The 19630-nt window shown below is 64.5% G+C and carries 15 protein-coding genes; 9 read left to right on the top strand and 6 right to left on the bottom strand.

Translation table 11 applies throughout. The annotated features are described in order from the left end of the window. Positions 1–464 precede the first annotated feature (464 nt). From ACFFJ7_RS16455 to ACFFJ7_RS16440, 4 genes are read right to left on the bottom strand one after another with little or no spacing between them, the layout of a single operon-like run. A complete protein-coding gene (locus ACFFJ7_RS16455; RefSeq protein WP_377593772.1) occupies positions 465–1502 on the bottom strand; it encodes a FecCD family ABC transporter permease in 1038 nt (345 codons plus the stop codon). Continuing rightward, entirely contained in the window at positions 1499–2545 is a 1047-nt protein-coding gene (locus ACFFJ7_RS16450; RefSeq protein WP_166955599.1) for a FecCD family ABC transporter permease, read from the bottom strand. The genes ACFFJ7_RS16455 and ACFFJ7_RS16450 overlap by 4 nt, the downstream gene beginning before the upstream one ends. Next, positions 2542–3525, bottom strand: coding sequence for a Fe2+-enterobactin ABC transporter substrate-binding protein (fepB, locus tag ACFFJ7_RS16445; protein ID WP_377593770.1), 984 nt, complete (start codon positions 3523–3525; stop codon positions 2542–2544). The genes ACFFJ7_RS16450 and fepB overlap by 4 nt, the downstream gene beginning before the upstream one ends. A 1-nt stretch (position 3526) precedes the next feature. Continuing rightward, a complete protein-coding gene (locus ACFFJ7_RS16440; protein ID WP_377593767.1) occupies positions 3527–5605 on the bottom strand; it encodes a TonB-dependent receptor in 2079 nt (692 codons plus the stop codon). A 675-nt stretch (positions 5606–6280) separates the two neighbouring features. Here ACFFJ7_RS16440 and ACFFJ7_RS16435 point away from each other — a divergent pair. Continuing rightward, the gene (locus ACFFJ7_RS16435; RefSeq protein ID WP_377593765.1) at positions 6281–7060 is read left to right on the top strand and encodes an IclR family transcriptional regulator; all 780 of its coding nucleotides are present in this window, start codon (positions 6281–6283) and stop codon (positions 7058–7060) included. Between the two features lie 45 nt (positions 7061–7105). Here the strand turns inward: ACFFJ7_RS16435 and ACFFJ7_RS16430 are convergent, their stop codons facing one another. Both ACFFJ7_RS16430 and ACFFJ7_RS16425 read right to left on the bottom strand, forming a co-directional pair. Then, complete coding sequence (locus ACFFJ7_RS16430; RefSeq protein WP_166955590.1) at positions 7106–8386, bottom strand: NtaA/DmoA family FMN-dependent monooxygenase; 1281 nt, start codon at positions 8384–8386, stop codon at positions 7106–7108. Continuing rightward, entirely contained in the window at positions 8383–9207 is an 825-nt protein-coding gene (locus ACFFJ7_RS16425; protein ID WP_377593762.1) for an ABC transporter ATP-binding protein, read from the bottom strand. The genes ACFFJ7_RS16430 and ACFFJ7_RS16425 overlap by 4 nt, the downstream gene beginning before the upstream one ends. A gap of 189 nt (positions 9208–9396) precedes the next feature. Between ACFFJ7_RS16425 and ACFFJ7_RS16420 the strand changes: the two genes are divergently transcribed. The 8 genes from ACFFJ7_RS16420 to kdpC all read left to right on the top strand — a co-directional run bounded on the left by ACFFJ7_RS16420 (position 9397) and on the right by kdpC (position 19605). Further along, a complete protein-coding gene (locus tag ACFFJ7_RS16420; protein ID WP_166955574.1) occupies positions 9397–9903 on the top strand; it encodes an RNA polymerase sigma factor in 507 nt (168 codons plus the stop codon). A 69-nt stretch (positions 9904–9972) separates the two neighbouring features. Further along, positions 9973–10965, top strand: a complete 993-nt coding sequence (locus tag ACFFJ7_RS16415; protein WP_377593759.1) for a FecR family protein — start codon at positions 9973–9975, stop codon at positions 10963–10965. 129 nt (positions 10966–11094) lie between these two features. Further along, on the top strand, positions 11095–13530 hold the full coding sequence (locus ACFFJ7_RS16410) for a TonB-dependent siderophore receptor (protein ID WP_377593758.1): 2436 nt from the start codon (positions 11095–11097) through the stop codon (positions 13528–13530). Between the two features lie 71 nt (positions 13531–13601). Beyond that, positions 13602–14570: an alpha/beta hydrolase gene (locus tag ACFFJ7_RS16405; RefSeq protein ID WP_377593756.1), complete on the top strand. Its 969-nt coding sequence runs from the start codon at positions 13602–13604 to the stop codon at positions 14568–14570. A gap of 517 nt (positions 14571–15087) precedes the next feature. Beyond that, a complete protein-coding gene (gene kdpF, locus ACFFJ7_RS16400; protein ID WP_166955568.1) occupies positions 15088–15177 on the top strand; it encodes a K(+)-transporting ATPase subunit F in 90 nt (29 codons plus the stop codon). A gap of 29 nt (positions 15178–15206) precedes the next feature. After that, entirely contained in the window at positions 15207–16904 is a 1698-nt protein-coding gene (kdpA, locus tag ACFFJ7_RS16395) for a potassium-transporting ATPase subunit KdpA (RefSeq protein ID WP_377593753.1), read from the top strand. A 43-nt stretch (positions 16905–16947) separates the two neighbouring features. Continuing rightward, positions 16948–19020 (top strand): potassium-transporting ATPase subunit KdpB, encoded by a 2073-nt coding sequence (gene kdpB, locus ACFFJ7_RS16390; protein ID WP_377593751.1) that lies wholly within the window; start codon positions 16948–16950, stop codon positions 19018–19020. 12 nt (positions 19021–19032) lie between these two features. Continuing rightward, complete coding sequence (gene kdpC / locus ACFFJ7_RS16385; RefSeq protein ID WP_377593748.1) at positions 19033–19605, top strand: potassium-transporting ATPase subunit KdpC; 573 nt, start codon at positions 19033–19035, stop codon at positions 19603–19605. The last annotated feature ends 25 nt before the right edge of the window (positions 19606–19630 follow it).

The following is a 19630-nucleotide window of genomic DNA, read 5'->3' as shown; positions in this document are numbered from 1 at the left end:
ATTTCTAATTTTTTAGCGATTGGACAAGGCGGCGCTGGAGGACCGCCTTCTGCCCGATTGGGGCCAATATCGGGGATGAATGTACATTCAACTTATGGGAAAACGGCATATTATTTATTGCTCATCAATAAGTTAATTAAATTTCCTGAGAATATCCCTTAGTATCCTTCAGTGCAGGCTGGTTTCAATAGAAACTTTTTGATATTCACCGGTCTATGTTGTCGAAAAGCTTCACTCTGCCGCGTTCCTCTGAATGCCGGGATGTCCGGATCGAAATCAGGCGGTACTTCGCCCGCGAATCGTCCGTTCGTACCGGCGCGACGGAGATCGGCCGGCGGGTAGGTAATGACAGCGCGGCAATCATACCAAAGCGCCCGATCGTCGACCGCTCGCGTGCGGGTTTTAGTCAAGCGTCGCAACGGCCTGGCCGTATCTCGACGAGTTATCATCGTCGAGATACGCTATCAGACCTTCGGGCTGCGGGTGAGCAGCAGCAGGAGGTAGAAGCCACCCAGAAGGCCGGTCGTCAGCCCGATCGGCAGGCTGACGTTGAAGGGAAATCGCTGGCTCAGTAGATCGGCGGCGAGGAGAAGGATAGCGCCCATGCACGCGCCGGACACCAGCGGCACGCCGGGCGAGCGCGTCAGACGGCGGGCGAGCTGCGGGCCGGCGAGTGCGATGAACGCGATCGGGCCGGTGGCGGCCGTGGCAAGCGCTGTCAGGCCGACGGCGGTCATGACCATGACGAGCCGCGTTCGCTCCACATTGACACCGAGCTGGCTCGCTGCGTCGTCGCCCATTTCCAGCAGGTCGATGCGTCGAGCGTGCAGAATGGCGACCGGCATAACGACCGCAAGGCCCACGGCGGCAGGCACGACGTGGAACCACGTGCGCGTGTTGAGGGAACCGGAGAGCCAGATCTGCGCGGCGGAGGCCCGGTCGAGGTCGCCCATGACGAGGAGGACGGTATTGACGCCGGACATGATCGCGCCCACGCCGATGCCGACCAGCACGAGACGGTAGCCGCCCGTGGAGCGCCCCTGCATCGAGAGCAGGAAGACGACTCCCGCCGTGCCCATGCCCGAAAGCGCCGCTGCCAGCGCGGTTTCGAACGGGCCGGCATTGAAGAGGATGATCTGCACGATGGCGCCCGTCGCGGCCCCGGTCGTGAAGCCGATGATGTCCGGAGAGCCGAGCGCGTTGCGGGAAATGGACTGGAAGATGGAGCCGGCCATGCCCAGCGCCGCGCCGACGAGCATCGCCGTCGCCACGCGCGGCAGCCGGATTCGCAGCACGATGCGGTCCGCCGTCGGGTTTTCCCCCGTGCCGAGGAGGCTGGAGAGAACTTCTCCGGGCGTGAGGGGCAGTGTTCCCGTTCCCATAAGCAGGATGCCCAGCGCTGCACCGGCAAGCGCGAGCAGGCCGCAGACGAGGGCCGCGCGCGGTCTCCACAAGACAGAGAGCGACCCGAGCCGAAGAACGGAGGGGAGGGCGGATTTCATAGTTTCGTCAGGCGGGATCTACGCACCACGGCGATCAGGAAAGGGCCGCCGATCAGGGCGGCGATGATCCCGGCCGCGACCTCCGAGGGTGCGGCGATGACCCGGCCGAGGATGTCGGCGCCGAGCAGCAGCACGGCTGCGAAGAGCGCTGAACAGGGCAGTATCCACCGGAAATCCGGACCTGTCGTCATCCGCGCGAGGTGCGGCGCGACCAGACCGACAAACCCGATCGGCCCCGCGCCCGCGGTCGCTGCGCCTGTCAGCAGCATGATCGACACGCATGCGAGAAACCATGTGGTGCGGACGTTCACCCCGAGCGCCCGGCCAAGGTCCATGCCCAGCGCCACGGCGTTGAGGCGCCCCGAGATGGCGAAGGCCGTCGCCAGCCCTGCCGGGACCGCGACGGCGAGCACGCCGACGACATCGAACCCTCTTCCTTCTATCGACCCCGCCGACCATTTCCGGAAATCGTCGAAAACCGCCAGCGGCGCGTTGATGATGACAATCCCCGTGATCGCCGTCAGCATGATCGACAGACCGGCGCCGGCGAGCACGAGGCGCACCGGGTTGGTGCCCGTCTCGTGCGCCCGGCCGAGAACGAAGACGGCGATGCCGGCGAAACCCGCGCCAGCTATGCCGAACCAGACGTATTGCGTCATCGACGTCAGATCGAAGGCCGCGATCCCGATGACCACGGCGACCGCTGCCCCGGCATTGATGCCGAGCAGGCCCGGTTCCGCAAGCGGATTGCGCGTCGCCGCCTGCATGATCGCCCCCGCGGCACCCAGAGCCGCGCCGGCAAGCAGGGCGACGATGGTGCGGGGGACGCGCAGTTCCCGTATCACCAGATGCCGGTCGTCATGGATGTCGTAGGCGACGAGCGCATCGAACGTCGCGCCCAGCGGAATGGGCCGCGAGCCGACGATCAGGCTGCAAAAGGCGGCGAGGCCGAGCAGCAGGAGCCCCCCGGCAAGTACCCGCAGGCGCTTCCGGCGCCGGTGCGACAGTGGGGCCTCGGCGATTCCTCCCGCACGGACCGTCATGACTTGCGGAAATAGCCGGCGACGGTGTCGATGAGCTGGCGCCCGGAGTAATAGTCGACGCGGAAGGAGGTCGGCCCCAGCGGGTAGACGCGCCGGTTCCTGACGGCGGGCAGATTGGCGAGGACCGGATCGGCGAGAAACGTCTCGACGTCCTTCTCCGTGCCGTTCAGCAGGAAGACGGTTTCGCCGGCGATGGCGGACGACAGGGTCTCGCGGGAGACGAACCCGAAGTCAGAGCCTCTGTATGCCGGATCCGCCCGGATGTGCTCTGGCAGGCCCGCCACCTCGAAGCCGAGCGCCTTGAGAATTTGCGCATGGGGACTGGTGGTGCGGCTGACCGAGTAAGTGCCGGCGAGATTGTATCCGACGATGGTGACCGGACCAGCCGGCGGGGTTATGGATGGGGCGACCCCGGCGGCATAGTCGTCGAAACGCCTGATGGCCGCCGCTGCCTCTGCCTCATGCCCCGTGGCCCGGCCGATTTCGGTTGCGATCTCCTGCCAGGGTCGGTTGAAATAATTGACGACGATAGTCGGGATACCCTGCGCCCGAAGCTCCGGATAGTGTTGAAGGGCGGTGTCGGCGCCTCCGGCCGAGACGATCAGCAGATCGGGGTTCCAGCCTATCACGGATTCGATATCGAAATTCAGGTTGGAGTATAGAACCGCGACGCCGCGCGCGTCAGCCACCTCGGCCCATTGGGAAAAGTAGCCTTTCCCGTCCGTCAGGCCGCTGGGCGTGGTGGCTGCGGTCGCAACGATCGGAACATCGATGGCGAGCAGAATGCCGGTGAGACTTGGCGAGGTCGAGACGATCCGCGCGGGCTTTGCCGCAAGCGTGATTTCGCCCGCTGCGTGCTTGATCGTCCGCGGCCAGCCGGTTTCCTGCGCAGGAGCGGCGGGCGCGGGCAGGTGGAGCGCCAGGGCCGCTGTCACGGCCAGAAGGGCGCGGCGGAGCGCATCTGTCCGGTTGTCACGCATCTCAGAATGCACCCTTGACGCCGACACCGAAGGTGCGCGGCATGGTCATGCTCGCTTCGATGCCGCCCGTCACGCTGCGGTTCTGCTGAAGGTATGTCGGTGCCCGCTCGTCGAAAACGTTTCGGACATAGCCGTAGACCTGCAAGTGCTCATGGACCTGATAACTCGCCTGGGCATTGGCGATCGTATAGGACTTGACCTTGTATTCGGCCGAGTTGGCGACGTTGGAGTAAGAGCCGCCCGTGTGGCGGAGATCGGCGGACACGTTGAACTTGTCAGTGACATCCCAGCTCGCGCCGAGGCTAAACATGTAGCCGGGCGCCTTCGGGAACTCGTTGCCCGCGTAGTCAGGATTGCTCGACACTTCCTCGATTTCGGTGCTGAGCAGGCCAGCGCCCGCCCTGAGCGTCAGGCTGTCGAGAACCCGGTAGTCGAACCCGACCTCAAGGCCGTAGGAATGAGCCTTCTCGGCGTTGATGGTGTACGATTCAAAGACGCCCGGCGAAATGACGACGGGGATATTGTACTGCGCATTCTTGAAATCCGTGTAGAACAGGTTGCCGTTCAGGTTCAGCCTGCCATCGAGGATGCTCGTGCGCGTAAACAGCTCGTAGTTCCAGAGCGACTCGTCCTTGAAGGTCAGCCAGCGCCCCGAGCTGAGGTTCAGCGCGACGCCGCCGGGATTATAGCCGCGGCTGACGAGCGCGCCGACGGTCCAGTCCGGCGTCACATCGTAGGACAGCGAGACCTTGGGCAGAAGCGCCGAAAACGTCTTGTCGAAATCAAGGGGTATGCGGCTATAGACCGTCGTTCCCAGACGCTCGACCTGATCCTGCTGATACCTCAGCCCGCCGGTGAGCCGCCATTTGTCGGTCAGCTTGTAGGTCAGCTCGCCGAAGATGCCGAGATTCCGCTTGGTGTCATCGAAGGTCGAGGTGCCGCCGACATACAGATTCTCGTCGGATTGCGTGTGCGCGTAGTAGAATCCCGCCATACCGCTCAGAACATCATCGGTGCTGCCGTAGGTGATCCGCGCCTCGTTGGAGGCATTCCACTGGTCGATATCCGCATCGCCATTGCCGCGAACATTGGCTACGCGGTGCACGGTCGAGTTGCTATATTGCGTCTGATTGAAGAACTTGAATCCGTTGGAGAAGTCGTAGCTGACGTCGAGGATCCCGATGTTGGTGTCCTGCTTCCACGTCGGCATCGTCGCCGCGTTGCTGTTGAGGTCACTGAACGGCCGGGTGGCCGCCTCCTGAGTCGGCCGGTTGCTTGAATTGTACGAATAGGTGAATTTCGCTTCGAGGCCCGGGATCGCGGTGGGCTGCCAGAGCAGCTTGAGGCGGGCATTGACGTTCTGGAAGTCAAGATTGGTATCGCCGGGTACGAAGCCCGGATTGATGTAGTCGATGAACGTATCGCGGCCGGAATAGTCGAGCGCGATGCGCGCCGCCAGTTCATCCTTGACGAGGGGACCCGAGAGCATGAACGAGGCCCGCTTCGTGTCGTAGCTGCCGAACTCTGTCTGATAGGCTGCCTCTGGCGTAAAGGTCGGATCGTTGGTGTTGACGATGATCGCGCCAGCAGTCGCGTTCGCGCCCTGCGACGTCGTCTGCGGGCCGCGGAATACCTCGATGCTTCTGACGTCCCAGACCGATGTCGTGCCGAAATAGAACTCGTTGAAGTTCAGGTAGTGCCCATCGACGTTGACGGGCGCGCGCGGCACCGTGCCGGCGAAGAAGGCGCCCGCGCCGGAGTTGGGCCCTTGCGTATCCTGGCCGCGGATAACCGGCGCGCTGACCGAATCCGGAAAGACCACGTTCGGCACGCCCTGGATCGCTTCCGTGACCGAAGTCGCCCCCACCTTGCGCGCGATGTCCTTCGCCGTCAGCACAGTGACCGAACTGGCGGTCCTTTGCAGGCTGCGCTCGATTTTTTCGCCGCTGACGGTGATTTCCGGCAGTTCGAGAACGGCGCCCGCGTCGTTCTCCTGTGCAAGGGCCGGCGCTGCGAGGAGCGCCAGCGCCGCGATGCTCGCGCTGCCGAGCAGATATCGCGCGAAAGAATTCAATCCCATATTCGTCCCTCACCATCTGATCGGTCGATGGGCAACCGCCGGCTCCAACTGCTGGCTTCTGGTGATCTCGAAACGGAAACCCGAAAGTGTGCGGCGGCGCGATACGCCCCGTCGCCGACCGTCGCACGTGGCTGCGCCTCATTCCATTCCACATGCCAGAACGCATTCCGGAAAACAATTGCGTGAACCTGCAATTGGAAGAAAAAGCCCGTTTGGCGGCCTCTATATGACCTTTGTGCAACACCGGGACTTGGCAGAGCGGGTAGATCGGCAAAAGAGAGAGCGCAAAAGGTTGTGCAAATACTGTAATTACTCTAATTTTGAAAATGGAGATCGAATCGGCGATTATCCGCGTGCATGTTCTTTACTCGGCGTACAGCCGGGGCGGGGATGCGCTCCTGCAATATCCATGATGCATGCGGAGGCAACGGATTGATCCTTTACAAGAGTCGCTGCCGGATTGCGGCAGACGGAAGAAGGATCCGGCTACGGATCGCGGCAAACAGATTTGCCTTGCGCATCAATCTGCGATGAAACCGTGCGTTTCCGGTGATAAACAGCAACCCGTCCGGGTCGCGCCGCCGTCGTCCACGCTATTCCAGCCCTGTCGTTGAATGCCATGACTGTGTTTCCAGACCCCTTCTGTTTTCCGCCCGCCGATAAGGAGTCCCAGCCGTGAAGCCGAATCAACCCGGCAGCAAGGAACGCGACCGGGACAAGCGTTCCGGGACCATCCAGTCCGTGTCGATTGCGGCGCGTTTCCTTGAAATACTGGCGAAGGCGGAGGGGGCTATGGCCCTCAACGAGCTTGCCCGGCAGGCTCAGACCGGCCCTTCCACGGCGCACCGCTATATGCAGAGCCTCGTTCGGGAGCGGCTGGTGGCGCAGGACGAGGCGACGGGGCGATACGACCTCGGCCCGGCCTCGCTCAGCATCGGAATCCGCGCGATGCGGCGCATCGAGCCGGTGGAGGTGGCCGCCAGGCTGATGCAATCCCTCGCTTCCCGCATCGCGGCCAGTTGCGGCGTTGCGGTGTGGACCGAACGCGGCCCCACGGTTGTGCGCTGGTACCGCAGCACGGATTTTTCGATCAGCACGGTCAGCCTCGGCGATGTGCTGCCCCTCGACAACACCGCCTGCGGGCTGGTTTTTCAGGCCCATCTGCCTCCCAAAGCCATCTCGGCCGCACGCAAAATGCAGCCTGCGTCCTTCAGGGGGCAGACGCCGAAGCCCGACGCGCTGGAAGCCGTCCGCCGAGCCGGCGGCGCGGAATTGAACGAACACCTGTTCTCGGCCCTGACTGGCAAGGCGGCTCCCGTCTTCAATGTACAGAACGAAATCGCCTGCGTCGTCACGACTGTCTCCTTCGTGAGGACGGCCGAGGCGGAAGGCCACCGCGCGGCCCTTTTCGAGGCGGGGAAGCAGGCGACGCTGGATGCGGGAGGTGGCGGCTGAGAGTTGCCGTTCCCTGCCTTATCGGGGCCGGGGCGGCTTTTCCCGTCAGCCCATGCCCAGATGTCCGCGCAGCGTGGAGCCCTCGTAGTCCTTGCGGAACAATCCCCGCTCCGCAAGGGCTGGCACCAGTTCGTCGAGGAACAGCGCGAGCGATTCCAGCGAGCCGCCCGGGAGGGCGATGAAGCCGTCAATCGCGCCGGCCGCATGCCACTCGATGATGTCGCCCAGCACGTCATCCACGGTGCCGACAGAAACCCAATGGGCCGAGCCGACGACCTCGGGCCGCGACAACAATTCCTCCACCGTCGGATTGTTGAGCGCGATGAAGCGGCGCAGCAGATCGGCATGGGTGCGGCTGCGAACGGGCAGGCCGCTCGCCGGGAGCATATCGGGCGTCACCCGACCGTCGGCCGGCAGGTGGCCGATGTCGAGCCCAAGGATGGATTTCACAGCATCGCAGCGATGCCGGCGTGTCAGATGCGCATGCGCCCGCCTGTGCATCTCCCATGCCTCCTCCCGGGTTGCGGCGAGGAAGAAGTACAGGCCCGGCAGCACGCGGACGGCGTCCGGCGACCGTCCGTGCCGCGCCGCGCGGCTGCGGAGATCGGCGCGCAGTTCGATCGCGGCCCCCATGTCGGGCGTTGACGCGAACGTGGCATCCGCCACCGACGCCGCGAATTCCCGCCCGATGTCGGAAGCGCCTGCCTGGAACAGCGGCGGCGGCCCGGCCGGATGGGCCGGCACATTGAGCGGACCTGCCACGCTGAAGAACTCCCCCCTGTGGCCGACAGGCGCGATGTTCGCCGCGCCGGCCGGCGCGGCGAGGGGGTAGCTTTGCCAGAGCCGCCGGACAACGTCGGTGAATTCCCGTGCCTTGCGATAGCGGACATCTGTCGGCGGCATCGGCGTATCGCCGAAATTTTCCGCGCCCTCGATGGACGTGACGATGTTCCATCCCGCTCGCCCGTTGCTGATCCAGTGCAGGGACTGAATCTGGCGGGCCACGACGTAGGGCGGGTTAAAGGTGGTCGAGGCGGTCGTGACCAGGCCGATCCTGTCGGTCTCCCGCGCGATCGACGCGAGCATGACGGTCACGTCGAGGCCCACGATGGCCGGCGTCGCCGCCGCGATGCCGGAGCGTATCACGAGCGTATCCGGTTTGAAGACGAAGTCCAGCTTGGCCTTTTCCGCAGCTCGCGCCAGTCCGGCGTAGAAGCCGGCGGGGTCACGTACTTGCGCTTGCCCCTCGGCGGCGTCAGGGCCCCTGCCGAGCAGCCACGTTTCGGAAAGACATAGTCCAATGTGAAGCTGTCCGGCCACCGTCATGCCGGCCGCCTTTCTGTTCCGGTCTGGCGAATGCGTGCCGTCGCTCTTCCTCTTGGCACGACCAGCGGTGTCAGGGAGACGGGATCGGGAACGACGACGCACGGCAGATCGAAGACACGCTCGACAAGCTGTTCGGTGACGATGTCCGAGGGGGCGCCCTCGGCCACGATCGCGCCGTCCCGCATGGCGATGAGACGGGTGGCGTAGCGGCACGCCTGGTTGAGATCGTGGAGGACCGCGACCACCGTGCGGCCCTCGCCGTTGAGGTCGGACAACAGGTCGAGAAGCTCTATCTGGTGGGCGATGTCGAGGAACGTGGTCGGCTCGTCGAGCAGCAGGATCGGCGTTTCCTGGGCCAGCACCATCGCGATCCAGACCCGCTGGCGCTGGCCGCCGGACAGCTCGTCCACGAGCCGGTCCGACAGCCCGGAAACCCGGGTCGCCTCCATCGCCGCGACAACGGCCCTGTCGTCGGCTGTCGACCATTGCCGCAGGAACGACTGATGCGGATAGCGGCCACGCGCCACGAGGTCGGCCACGGTGATGCCGTCCGGGGCGACGGAACTCTGCGGCAGAAGGCCGACCCGGCGGGCGAAAGCGCGGGCGGGGAAGTCGGCGACGTTCCTGCCTTCCAGCACCACCTTTCCCGCCGCAGGCGCCAGCAGCCGCGACAACGCCCGCAGCAGGGTAGACTTGCCGCAAGCATTCGGGCCGACGATCACCGTGAAGGAGCCGTCCGGAATCGCGACGTCGAGATTCGCCGAAATCGTCCGCTCGCCGTACCGCAGCGTCACCGACTCGGCATGGAGACGATATTGCATGGCGGAACGATATCCATAATGTGGAAGATGGGATAGCCCTTTTCCGACTTCCCCGCGGGTGTTTTCATTCCGTCTCTGGAATCAGTCTAAATAATTGCGATTGAAAGATGTTTTCGTATTCACTAGTCTGCGCCGGTGCCATTGCGCGCCTGCCGTTCAACGCGGGCGGCATTTCCCTGCAGCATGTTGATGACAGCCAGAAGCGACGAAATCAAACGCCTGTACGCTGACGAGCGCGCGAGGCTCGAACGTCAGATTTGCCGGAAGATCGGCTGCACGGCGACCGCGTGCGATCTCGTGCAGGACATCTTTCTCCGCATCTGGGAGAAGGCCGTCGATTGCACGGGCAATTCATCCGCGTTCCTGACGCGCTGCGCGCGCAATGCCGCCATCGATCACATCCGCGCGGAAAAGACCCGGCACGCCTTCTTCGGTGCGCTCGCGCCTGAGCAGTATGCCGCGCCGTCGGCATCGCCCTTCGACATTGTCGCGGCGCGGCAGGACATCCGTAACGTCGATGAGGCGCTCGCGGCGCTTCCGAAGCGTACGCGGCATATCTTTCTCCTGAACAGGATCCATGGTAGGAGCTTCGCCGAGATAGCGTCCGTGTTCGGCATCTCCGAGCGGGCCGTGGCGAAGCATATGGCGCGTGCCGTGGCGGCGTGCGAAAGCATCCCGGCCGGCGATACCGGGTAGGAGCCTGCCTGCGATCCGGCGGATGATGCGCCTGCGCGTGTATTGAAACGGAATCCGTTTATCAGGCCCATGAGCAGTCAGGACCCCACAGAGCCGACCGAGACGGATGTTCGCAAGGAAGCGCGGCAATGGCTCGTGCGCCTGCTCGATTCGCCGACGGACGCCCAGCGCGAGCGGTTCGAGCGCTGGCGGAAAGCCGATGCGGCCCACGACGAGGCGTTCCGCAAGGTTGAGGCCGTCTGGCGCGCAACCGGGAAACCGGGGGAGCGGCTCGCCGCGCGTGAGGCCGACGAACTCGCCGTCTATCTCGACGCCATGGATCGGCTGAAAGGGCAACGCGGGACGTTACGCCGTCTCACGGCCCTTTGCCTCGCGCTCGTCCTGCTGCTTGCGGGCGGAATATGGCTCGAACGGCCCGGCCTTTTCCAGAATATGCTGGCGGACTTCAAGACCGGGCGCGGCGAGCGGCGGCTGGTCGACCTTCCGGACGGATCGACGGCGCTGCTAGACGCGGACAGCGCGCTCGCGGAAGAGTACCGCGACGGGGAACGCCGGGTCCGGCTGATGCGCGGCGCGGCATTCTTCGACGTGGTGTCGTCGCCGGTTCCGTTTGTGGTCGCGGCGTCCGGCGGGGAGGTGCGGGTGCTGGGCACGCGCTTCGACGTGCACCTGCTCGACGACGGCGGTCTCGTGACGCTGGAGCGCGGGCGCGTCGCGGTCAGGAGCGGTCGGGCTGCCGACGAGGCCGTTCTTGAGGCGGGCCAACAGGTTCGCTTCGGCCCGGCCGGGGTTGGGCCGGTCACGCGCGTCGATCTGGAGGAGGCGCTCGCCTGGCGCAACGGCCGCCTCGTCTTCTATCGCGCGCGCCTCGCCGAGGTGGTGCGCGAGATCGAACGTTATCGCCGCGGGCGGATTGTGATCGCCACGACGGAACTCGCCGGGGAGCTTGTGACGGGGAGCCTTTCCCTCGCCGATACGGATGCGGCGCTGAATTCACTGCAGGCAAGCGTCGGTTTCCGCATGAACACGGTAGCCGGCCGGCTCACCGTGATCGGACCGTAACGAAAAAAATCGCGCCGCGCGGTTCAGTGAAGCGGCTTCTCGCACGTGAAGGAGACAAAGGCACGGAATACCGCACTTCATGTGCTGCCCGCGCCCGGCATGTTTCACGAGCGAGAAGGGCTGCTATCGATGAGAAGGAACGGGGCGGGGCGGAAGAGCTTCCTGCTGGCGGCGCTGTTGCTGGCCGCGAGCGCCGGCGTTTCGGTTACGGCCGTCCATGCGCAGCAGCGGGCAGCGCAGAGGCAGTTCGATTTCAACATCCCCGCCAAGCCCGTTACCCAGGCGGTCAACGACATCGGCCGCGTAGCAGGTCTTTCCGTGGTATTCAGGGAAAACCGGCCGATTGCGGCCATGGGCCGGCCTGTGCGCGGATCGCTGACCGCCGATCAGGCACTCGCCATGCTGCTCGCCGGTACCGGCCTGACATACCGGTTCAGCAATGCCGGCACGGTCCAGATATTCGACCCGTCGGCATCGTCGGAAAATGGCGCCGCCCTGGCCGACGACGGTTCCACCTTGCTCGACACCATAGAGGTGGCGGGCGTCCGGGGCGACGGCACGCGCGGTTATGTCGCCACGCGCAGCAGCGCCGGCACCAAGACCGACACACCGCTGATCGAAACGCCGCGCTCGATATCGGTCGTCACGCGCCAGGAACTCGACAACCGCGGCGTGCAGAGCGTGCCGGAAGCGGTGCGCTATACGTCGGGCGTGACCACCGGCGCCTTCGGCTATGATCCGCGCTTCGACCAGATCTACATCCGCGGCTTCGCGACCACAACGCTGGGCGACTATCGCGACGGGTTGCGCCAGATTAGCGGCGGCTATGCGACTTTCCGGACCGAGCCTTACAGCCTCGATCGCATCGACATCGTCAAGGGGCCGGTCTCCGTGCTCTACGGTCAGGGCACGCCGGGCGGGCTGATCGATCGACAGTCCAAGCTGCCCACCGAGGAAGCCCATCACGAGATCGAGGCACAGGCCGGCAGCTATGGCCGCCTGCAGGGCGCTTTCGATATCGGCGGGCCTGTCGATCCGGACAGGAAGTTTCTCTATCGCATCGTGGCGCTGGCGCGCGCGGGCGAGACCAACTACGATATCGAGGACAGGCGGCTCCTGCTCGCGCCTTCCTTCACCTGGCGGCCGACGGACGGCAGCTCGCTGACCGTCTACAGCCTCGCCCAGCAGGACGAGACGGACTCCAACGTCGCGATGATCAACCGGAACAGCCGTACATCCAGTTTGCGCGCGAGCGACACGAACTACGATTACCAGAAACAGAAACAGTTCCAGATCGGTTACAACCTCTCGCACCGCATCAATGACGTCTGGACGCTGCGCCAGAACTTGCGGTTCGGCGTCGTGGATCTCGACAGCCGCTATCTTACCGGAGGCGTCACGGGGGGCGGCTTCGCGAACGCCTCCTCGTCGGTCTACCGGCGCGGGACCGCGGCCGTCGTCGAGCGCTTGCGGACCTTCCAGGTCGACAATCAGGCACAGGCCGATTTCGCCACCGGATCGCTGCAGCACACGTTGCTCCTCGGCCTCGACTACGCCCACATGAACTCGCGGTTCGGCACCGGCACGAGTGCGGCCAATCCGGCATTTGCGCTGGACGTGCTCAATCCTTACTACGGGCTCAGCGGTGCGACGCCGGCAATCACCAGCCGCACGAACACGGACTTCGATCAGGTCGGTCTCTATGCGCAGGACCAGATCAGGCTCGGCAACTGGCGTCTGTCGCTGGGCGGGAGGCAGGACTGGACGGACAGGACACAGACGAACCTGCTGACGGGCGGCGTCAACAGCAAGCGCAACGACGACGCCTTCAGCTACAACGCGGGCCTGCTCTACCTCTTCGACAACGGTATTGCCCCCTATGTCAGCTACAGCACCTCGTTCCAGCCGACGAGCAGTCTCGACCGCGACGGCAGGGTGCTGGAACCGTCCGAAGGCGAGCAGCTCGAAGCCGGCGTCAAGTACCAGCCGGCGGATGGCCGTCTGTCCCTGACGTTGTCGGCGTATCAGCTCATTGAAAAGAACGCGGCCAAATATGCCGGATTCAACGGGGCAACCGGGCAATACTATTATGAATCGATCGGCAGGATACGGACGCAGGGCATCGAGGTCGAGGGCAGGGGAAAGATAACGGACTCACTTGAGGCCATCGCCTCCTATACCTTCGTCGATGCCGAGATCACCCGCTCCAACACGGCGGCCGAGATTGGCAAGGTGCCGGCGGTGACGCCGCGCCATGCCGCTTCGCTCTGGCTGAGCTATACCGTGCAGTCGGGTGCCCTGGCCGGGCTCGGCGGCGGCATAGGTGTGCGCTATATAGGCGAAACCTGGGGCAACAATACCAATACCATGCGCAACGACGCCTACACGTTGCTTGACGCTTCCCTCCGCTACGATCTCGGAGGGCTCGACGATCGGCTCACCGGCTTCAGCGTTGCTGTCAATGCCACGAACCTGACCGATAAGCGGGCCGAGATTTGCAATGCCGGCACCTGCTATCTCGGCCAGGGCCGCACAGTGCTCGGCACGCTCAAGTACAAGTGGTGAGGTTTTCCGTGTTGCCGCTCCGCGCGGCAGGGCGCTTTTTCGCACGACGGCATTCGGAGGGATGGATGGGAATGGCAGCCAACATGGGGGAGCGCGCTGAATCGCTCCTGCCGGCAACAGTGAAATTTCTGCTCGCGGTGGCGGCATCCTTTCTCCTCGCGATAACGGTTGCGGAAGCCTCGCCGGCGGCGCAGGCAGTGCCGGTGCCCGATACGGTCTACTTCGACCTGCCGCCGCGCGCTGGCGGCGCGCCCTACCGGATATTCCTGCGCGTGCCGGCCAGCCCCGCGCCGGCACAGGGCTGGCCTGTGCTCTATGTGCTGGACGCGAACGCGGTGATCGGCACCGCGGCGGATATCCTGCGCGTTCAGGCGGCCTATCCGCTCGGGACAGGTATCGGCGATGGCGTCGTCGTCGGCATAGGCTATCCGACGGAGGGCGCCTACGACAGCGTACGGCGCTCGTGGGATATGGGGCCGCCGCCGGGGCGCACCTATCCGCCGCATACGCCCGCCGGTCCGCCTGTGCGCACCGGCGGGGCCGACGCATTTCTGGCGTTCGTCGAGGACGACCTGAAACCCGAGATCGGCCGGCGCGTGACCATCGACCCGGCAAGGCAGGCGATCTTCGGTCATTCCTTCGGCGGTTTGTTCGTTCTCCACGCCTTGTTCCGCAAGCCCGAGGCGTTCTCCGTGTGGATTTCGGCAAGTCCCGCCATCTGGTGGGAAGGGGGTGGCATCGTCGGGGAGGCACGGCGCTTCGTCGCAGACGCGAACGCCGGTCGCGCAGGCCGCCTGCTCCTGATGGCCGGCGAATACGAGCAGCAGCTTGCGCCGTTTCAACAGGGGGCGCCCGATGCGGACAAGCGCCTGAAAAGATTCGCGGAAAGCCGCATCGTCGACAACGCGCGTGAAATGGCGGCCCTGCTTGCGGCCGTGCCCGGCTTCAACGCCTCGTTCCGGCTTCTGCCGGGCGAGAGCCATATGTCGGTGCTGCCCCAGGCGCTCAACCTCGCCGTGCGTTCTGCGTTCGGCCGATGAGTGCCCTTGCGGCGCTTACGCCGGCGCGGGCCGGCGATGCCCAGCCAGATCGGGAGCGGAACCCTTCCGCCGCGAGAATGCTTTTCCGCCAATCGGCATGGCTCCCGGTACGAATTTTCGTCAAATAAAAATAAATTTATATTATAATTTACTTATTATAGATATTTTTATATTTAAAATATACATAATAATAAATATATGTTGGCGAACTCGGCATGGAGGCTGCCGGGTTTATATAAGATTTTTATGTCTTTCCCGATTTTCCCCTCTCGAACCTATATGCGGTTCCGCGCCATATTCCCGCCGAAATCCGGATCCCCCGCAATGCAAGATATTGCGAGGGGCAATGTCCGTCATCGCGCACGGAGGATAAACCTGTTTCCCCGCGCACGATGGATCAACAACGGTGCAGGAGCGATGAACGATGGATGTCGTGGTGCTCGCAATAGGACTCACATTCTTCGCATTTATGTTCGGCTACATCAGAACGTGCGAAAAACTCTGATCGGGGGTTGAAATGGTCGGTGAATACATTCTTGGCGCGGCGGTAACGGTGTTCGTCACCGGCTACCTGCTCTATGCGCTGGCGCGTCCCGAGCGGTTCTGATCCGGATCCGGAGCCGGGAAAGGCAAATCATGACTATGAACGGATGGATACAGATCCTGATCTTCTTCGGGATCGTCATTGCGCTGGTCAAGCCGTTGGGTGGCTACATCAATCGCGTCATGAACGGCGATCGCACCCCGTTGTCGATCGTTTTCGGTTCGGTGGAGCGGGGGCTCTATCGCCTCGCCGGCACGGACGAGAAGGAAGAGCAGCACTGGACGACTTACATGGCCGCCATGCTGTTCTTCAATCTGGCCGGTTTTCTGCTGCTCTACCTGTTGCAGCGCGCTCAGGGTTTCCTGCCCTTCAATCCTGCGGGCTTGGGCGCGGTCAGCGCGGACTCGTCGTTCAACACAGCCGTCAGCTTCATGACCAATACCAACTGGCAGGGCTACGCTGGCGAAAGCACGATGAGCTATCTGACGCAGATGGCCGGCGTTACCGTGCAGAACTTCGTTTCGGCTGCGGTCGGCGTTGCCGGGGCTATGGCGATCATCCGCGGCTTTGCGCGGGCATCCGCCAAGAGCGTCGGCAATTTCTGGGTCGATCTGACGCGCGCCACGCTCTACATCCTGCTGCCGATCTGCGTCGTGGTCAGTCTCGTGCTGGTCTGGCAGGGCGTTCCGCAAAACCTCAATCCCTATACCGTGGCGGCGACGCTCGAAGGCGGGCAGCAGACGATCGCGCAGGGGCCCGTTGCCTCGCAGATGATCATCAAGCATCTCGGCACCAACGGCGGCGGCTTCTTCAACGCCAACTCTGCACATCCGTTCGAGAACCCGACGGCACTGACGAATCTGCTGCACCTCGTTTCCATCTTCGCCATTTCCTTTGCCATGCTGAACGTGTTCGGCCGGCAGGTCGGCAACCAGAAACAGGGCTGGGCGCTGCTCGGCGTCATCGGTGCGATCGTCGTTGCCGGCGTCGTCATCGTTTACTGGGCCGAGGCGGCCGGCAACCCGCTGGCGCATGCGCTGGGGGTCGAGGGCGGCAATCTGGAGGGCAAGGAAACGCGGTTCGGCCTGGCGCTGTCGTCGCTGTTCGCCGTCGTGACGACATCGGCTTCCACGGGCGCCGTCAACGGGATGCACGACAGCCTCATGCCGCTCGGCGGTCTCGTCCCGTTGTTCAACATGCAGATCCCGCCGCTCGGCGGCATCGGCGCGGGCGTTTATGGCGTCCTGATCTTCGCCATTCTGGCGGTCTTCATCGCCGGGCTGATGGTGGGCCGCACGCCGGAATATCTCGGCAAGAAGATCGAGGCCAAGGAAGTGAAGATGAGCATTCTGGCGATGCTCGGCCCCTCTCTCGCCATCCTCGTATTCACCGCGATCGCCGTCGTGGTTCCTGTGGGGCTTTCCAGCATCCAGGACGCCGGCCCGCACGGGTTCAGCGAGGTGCTCTACGCCTATACGTCCGGCGCGAACAACAACGGCAGCGCCTTTGCGGGCCTTTCCGCGAACACGCCCTTCTATAACATCACCATCGGCCTTGCGATGCTGATGGGCCGCTTCCTGCTGATCGTGCCCGTGCTCGCCATCGCCGGTTCGCTCGCGGCCAAGAAGACCGTTCCCGCCTCCGCCGGCACGTTGCCGACGACGGGGCCGCTGTTCATCGGCCTCGTGATCGGCGTCACCCTGATCGTCGGTGGCCTGACCTTCTTCCCGGCACTGGCGCTCGGGCCGATCGTCGAGCATTTCGCGCTGCTGGCCGGCCAGACCTTCTGATCGTCGCCATGTCGCAACAGGAAAAGAGATGCTGGAGTCTCACATGAGCCACTCAAAATCCGCGAGCATTCTCGACACTCGCATCCTCGTCCCGGCTGTCGGCGGCACCTTCCGGAAGCTCGATCCGAGGAGCCTCGCCCGCAACCCGGTGATGTTCGTCGTCGCCGCCGTCTCGGCGCTGACCACAATCCTGCTCGTCAAGGACATCCTGACGGGCGGGGGCAATATCGGCTTCTCGTTCCAGATCGTGCTGTGGCTGTGGTTCACCGTGCTGTTCGCGAACTTCGCGGAAGCCGTCGCCGAGGGTCGCGGCAAGGCGCAGGCGGAATCGTTGCGCCGCACGCGCACGGAAACGCAGGCCAGGCTGCTGGCGAGCGCCGCCGGCGACGACTACAAGGTCGTGCCCGGCAACAGCCTCAAGGTGGGCGACATCGTCCTCGTCGAGGCGGGCGATATCATCCCCTCGGACGGCGAGGTTATCGAGGGCGTGGCCTCGGTCAACGAGGCCGCGATCACGGGCGAATCCGCGCCGGTCATCCGCGAGTCGGGCGGCGACCGTTCGGCGGTGACCGGCGGCACGCAGGTGCTGTCGGACCGGATCAGGGTGCGCGTCACGGCGGCGGCCGGTTCCACCTTCATCGACAGGATGATAGGCCTTGTCGAGGGCGCGGAACGGCAGAAGACGCCGAACGAGATCGCGCTCAACATCCTGCTGGCCGGCATGACGCTGATCTTCGTGCTCGCCACCGTGACGATCCCGAGCTTCGCCGCCTATGCCGGCGGCGCCATTCCGGTCATCGTGCTGGTGGCGCTGTTCGTGACGCTCATTCCGACCACAATCGGCGCACTGCTGTCAGCCATCGGCATCGCGGGCATGGACCGGCTGGTACGTTTCAACGTGCTCGCCATGTCCGGCCGGGCGGTGGAGGCGGCGGGCGACGTCGACACGCTGCTGCTCGACAAGACCGGCACCATCACGCTCGGCAACCGGCAGGCCGCCGAGTTCCGCCCCGTGCGCGGCGTGACCGAGCGGGAACTGGCGGATGCCGCCCAACTCGCCTCGCTGGCCGACGAGACACCGGAAGGCCGCTCCATCGTCGTGCTCGCCAAGGAGAAGTATAACATCCGCGCCCGCGACATGGCGGGCCTGCACGCGACCTTCGTGCCCTTCACCGCGCAGAGCCGCATGAGCGGCGTCGATCTTGAGGGCTCAACCATCCGCAAGGGCGCGGTGGAGGCTGTGCTGAAGCATGTCGAGCAAGGCGCGGTCGCGGCCGGAAGCGCCCACATCGGCAGCGAGACGATCCGCGAGATCAGGGCCGTCGCCGACGATATCGCCAGGCATGGCGGCACGCCGCTCGCGGTGGTGAAGGACGGGCGGCTGCTCGGCGTCGTCTACCTCAAGGACATCGTCAAGGGCGGCATCCGCGAGCGTTTCGCCGAGCTGCGCCGCATGGGCATCCGCACGGTGATGATCACTGGCGACAACCCGATGACGGCGGCGGCAATCGCGGCGGAGGCCGGCGTCGACGATTTTCTGGCGCAGGCGACGCCGGAGAACAAGCTCGCCCTCATCCGCGAGGAGCAGGCGAAGGGCAAGCTCGTTGCCATGTGCGGCGACGGCACCAACGACGCGCCGGCACTGGCGCAGGCCGATGTCGGCGTCGCGATGAACACCGGCACCGTCGCGGCGCGCGAGGCCGGCAACATGGTTGATCTCGACAGCGACCCGACGAAGCTCATCGAGATCGTGGAGATCGGCAAGCAACTGCTGATGACGCGCGGCGCGCTGACGACCTTCTCCATCGCGAACGATATCGCCAAGTATTTCGCCATCATCCCGGCGATGTTTCTGGCCTTCTATCCCCAGCTCGGGGCGCTCAACGTCATGGGCCTGGCGACACCGCAAAGCGCCATCCTGTCGGCGATCATCTTCAACGCGCTCGTCATCGTGGCCCTCATCCCGCTGTCGCTGAAAGGCGTGAGCTACAGGGCGGTCGGCGCCGGCGCGCTGCTGTCGCGCAATCTCACCATTTACGGCCTCGGCGGCATCGTCGCGCCATTCGTCGGCATCAAGGCCATCGACATGGCGGTCACCGCCATCGGCCTCGTGTAAGGACTTTCCGCCATGCTGAAACAAATCCGCCCCGCGATCCTCATGATCGTCGTCTTCACCGTCCTCACGGGTCTCGCCTATCCGCTGGGCATCACCGGCATCGCGCAGATACTGTTTCCCCGTCAGGCGAACGGCAGCCTCGTCGTGAAGGAGGACGGCACGGTGATCGGCTCGGCGCTGATCGGTCAGGCCTTCGCCGGCGACAGGTATTTCCATGGCCGCCCGTCGGCTGCCGGCAGCGGCTATGACGCGGCGGCTTCCGGTGGCTCGAACCTCGGCCCCACCAGCCCGAAGCTGATCGACCGGATTCGCGCGGATGCCGGGGCGCTGAAGGCGACCAATGCCGGCGTGCCGGTGCCGATGGATCTGGTGACGGCCTCGGGCAGCGGCCTTGATCCGCACATCTCGCCGGAAGCGGCCTATTTCCAGGTGCCGCGGGTCGCGAAAGCGCGCAGCATGGACGAGGCGCAGATGCGCGCTATCGTGGACGCGCATGTCGAGGACCGGCTGTTCGGCATACTGGGCGAGCCGGTTGTCAATGTGCTGGCGCTCAACCTTGCGCTGGACGACGTGGCCACCCGCTGAAGCGCAGCCGCCGGTTTCCGTGTAG

This window comes from Pseudochelatococcus lubricantis, from assembly GCF_042432495.1.
Taxonomy (GTDB): domain Bacteria; phylum Pseudomonadota; class Alphaproteobacteria; order Rhizobiales; family Beijerinckiaceae; genus Pseudochelatococcus; species Pseudochelatococcus lubricantis.
Note: the sequence above shows the minus strand (reverse complement) of the source record. Positions and strands in the feature narration are given on the sequence as shown.

Coding starts and splice junctions, on each gene's coding strand:
- kdpB (WP_377593751.1), top strand. CDS start 16,948: ATGAGCCACTCAAAATCCGCGAGCATTCTCGACACTCGCATCCTCGTC.
- kdpC (WP_377593748.1), top strand. CDS start 19,033: ATGCTGAAACAAATCCGCCCCGCGATCCTCATGATCGTCGTCTTCACC.
- ACFFJ7_RS16420 (WP_166955574.1), top strand. CDS start 9,397: ATGACAGCCAGAAGCGACGAAATCAAACGCCTGTACGCTGACGAGCGC.
- kdpA (WP_377593753.1), top strand. CDS start 15,207: ATGACTATGAACGGATGGATACAGATCCTGATCTTCTTCGGGATCGTC.
- ACFFJ7_RS16405 (WP_377593756.1), top strand. CDS start 13,602: ATGGCAGCCAACATGGGGGAGCGCGCTGAATCGCTCCTGCCGGCAACA.
- fepB (WP_377593770.1), bottom strand. CDS start 3,525: ATGCGTGACAACCGGACAGATGCGCTCCGCCGCGCCCTTCTGGCCGTG.
- ACFFJ7_RS16450 (WP_166955599.1), bottom strand. CDS start 2,545: ATGACGGTCCGTGCGGGAGGAATCGCCGAGGCCCCACTGTCGCACCGG.
- ACFFJ7_RS16430 (WP_166955590.1), bottom strand. CDS start 8,386: ATGACGGTGGCCGGACAGCTTCACATTGGACTATGTCTTTCCGAAACG.
- ACFFJ7_RS16425 (WP_377593762.1), bottom strand. CDS start 9,207: ATGCAATATCGTCTCCATGCCGAGTCGGTGACGCTGCGGTACGGCGAG.
- kdpF (WP_166955568.1), top strand. CDS start 15,088: ATGGTCGGTGAATACATTCTTGGCGCGGCGGTAACGGTGTTCGTCACC.
- ACFFJ7_RS16455 (WP_377593772.1), bottom strand. CDS start 1,502: ATGAAATCCGCCCTCCCCTCCGTTCTTCGGCTCGGGTCGCTCTCTGTC.
- ACFFJ7_RS16410 (WP_377593758.1), top strand. CDS start 11,095: ATGAGAAGGAACGGGGCGGGGCGGAAGAGCTTCCTGCTGGCGGCGCTG.
- ACFFJ7_RS16415 (WP_377593759.1), top strand. CDS start 9,973: ATGAGCAGTCAGGACCCCACAGAGCCGACCGAGACGGATGTTCGCAAG.
- ACFFJ7_RS16440 (WP_377593767.1), bottom strand. CDS start 5,605: ATGGGATTGAATTCTTTCGCGCGATATCTGCTCGGCAGCGCGAGCATC.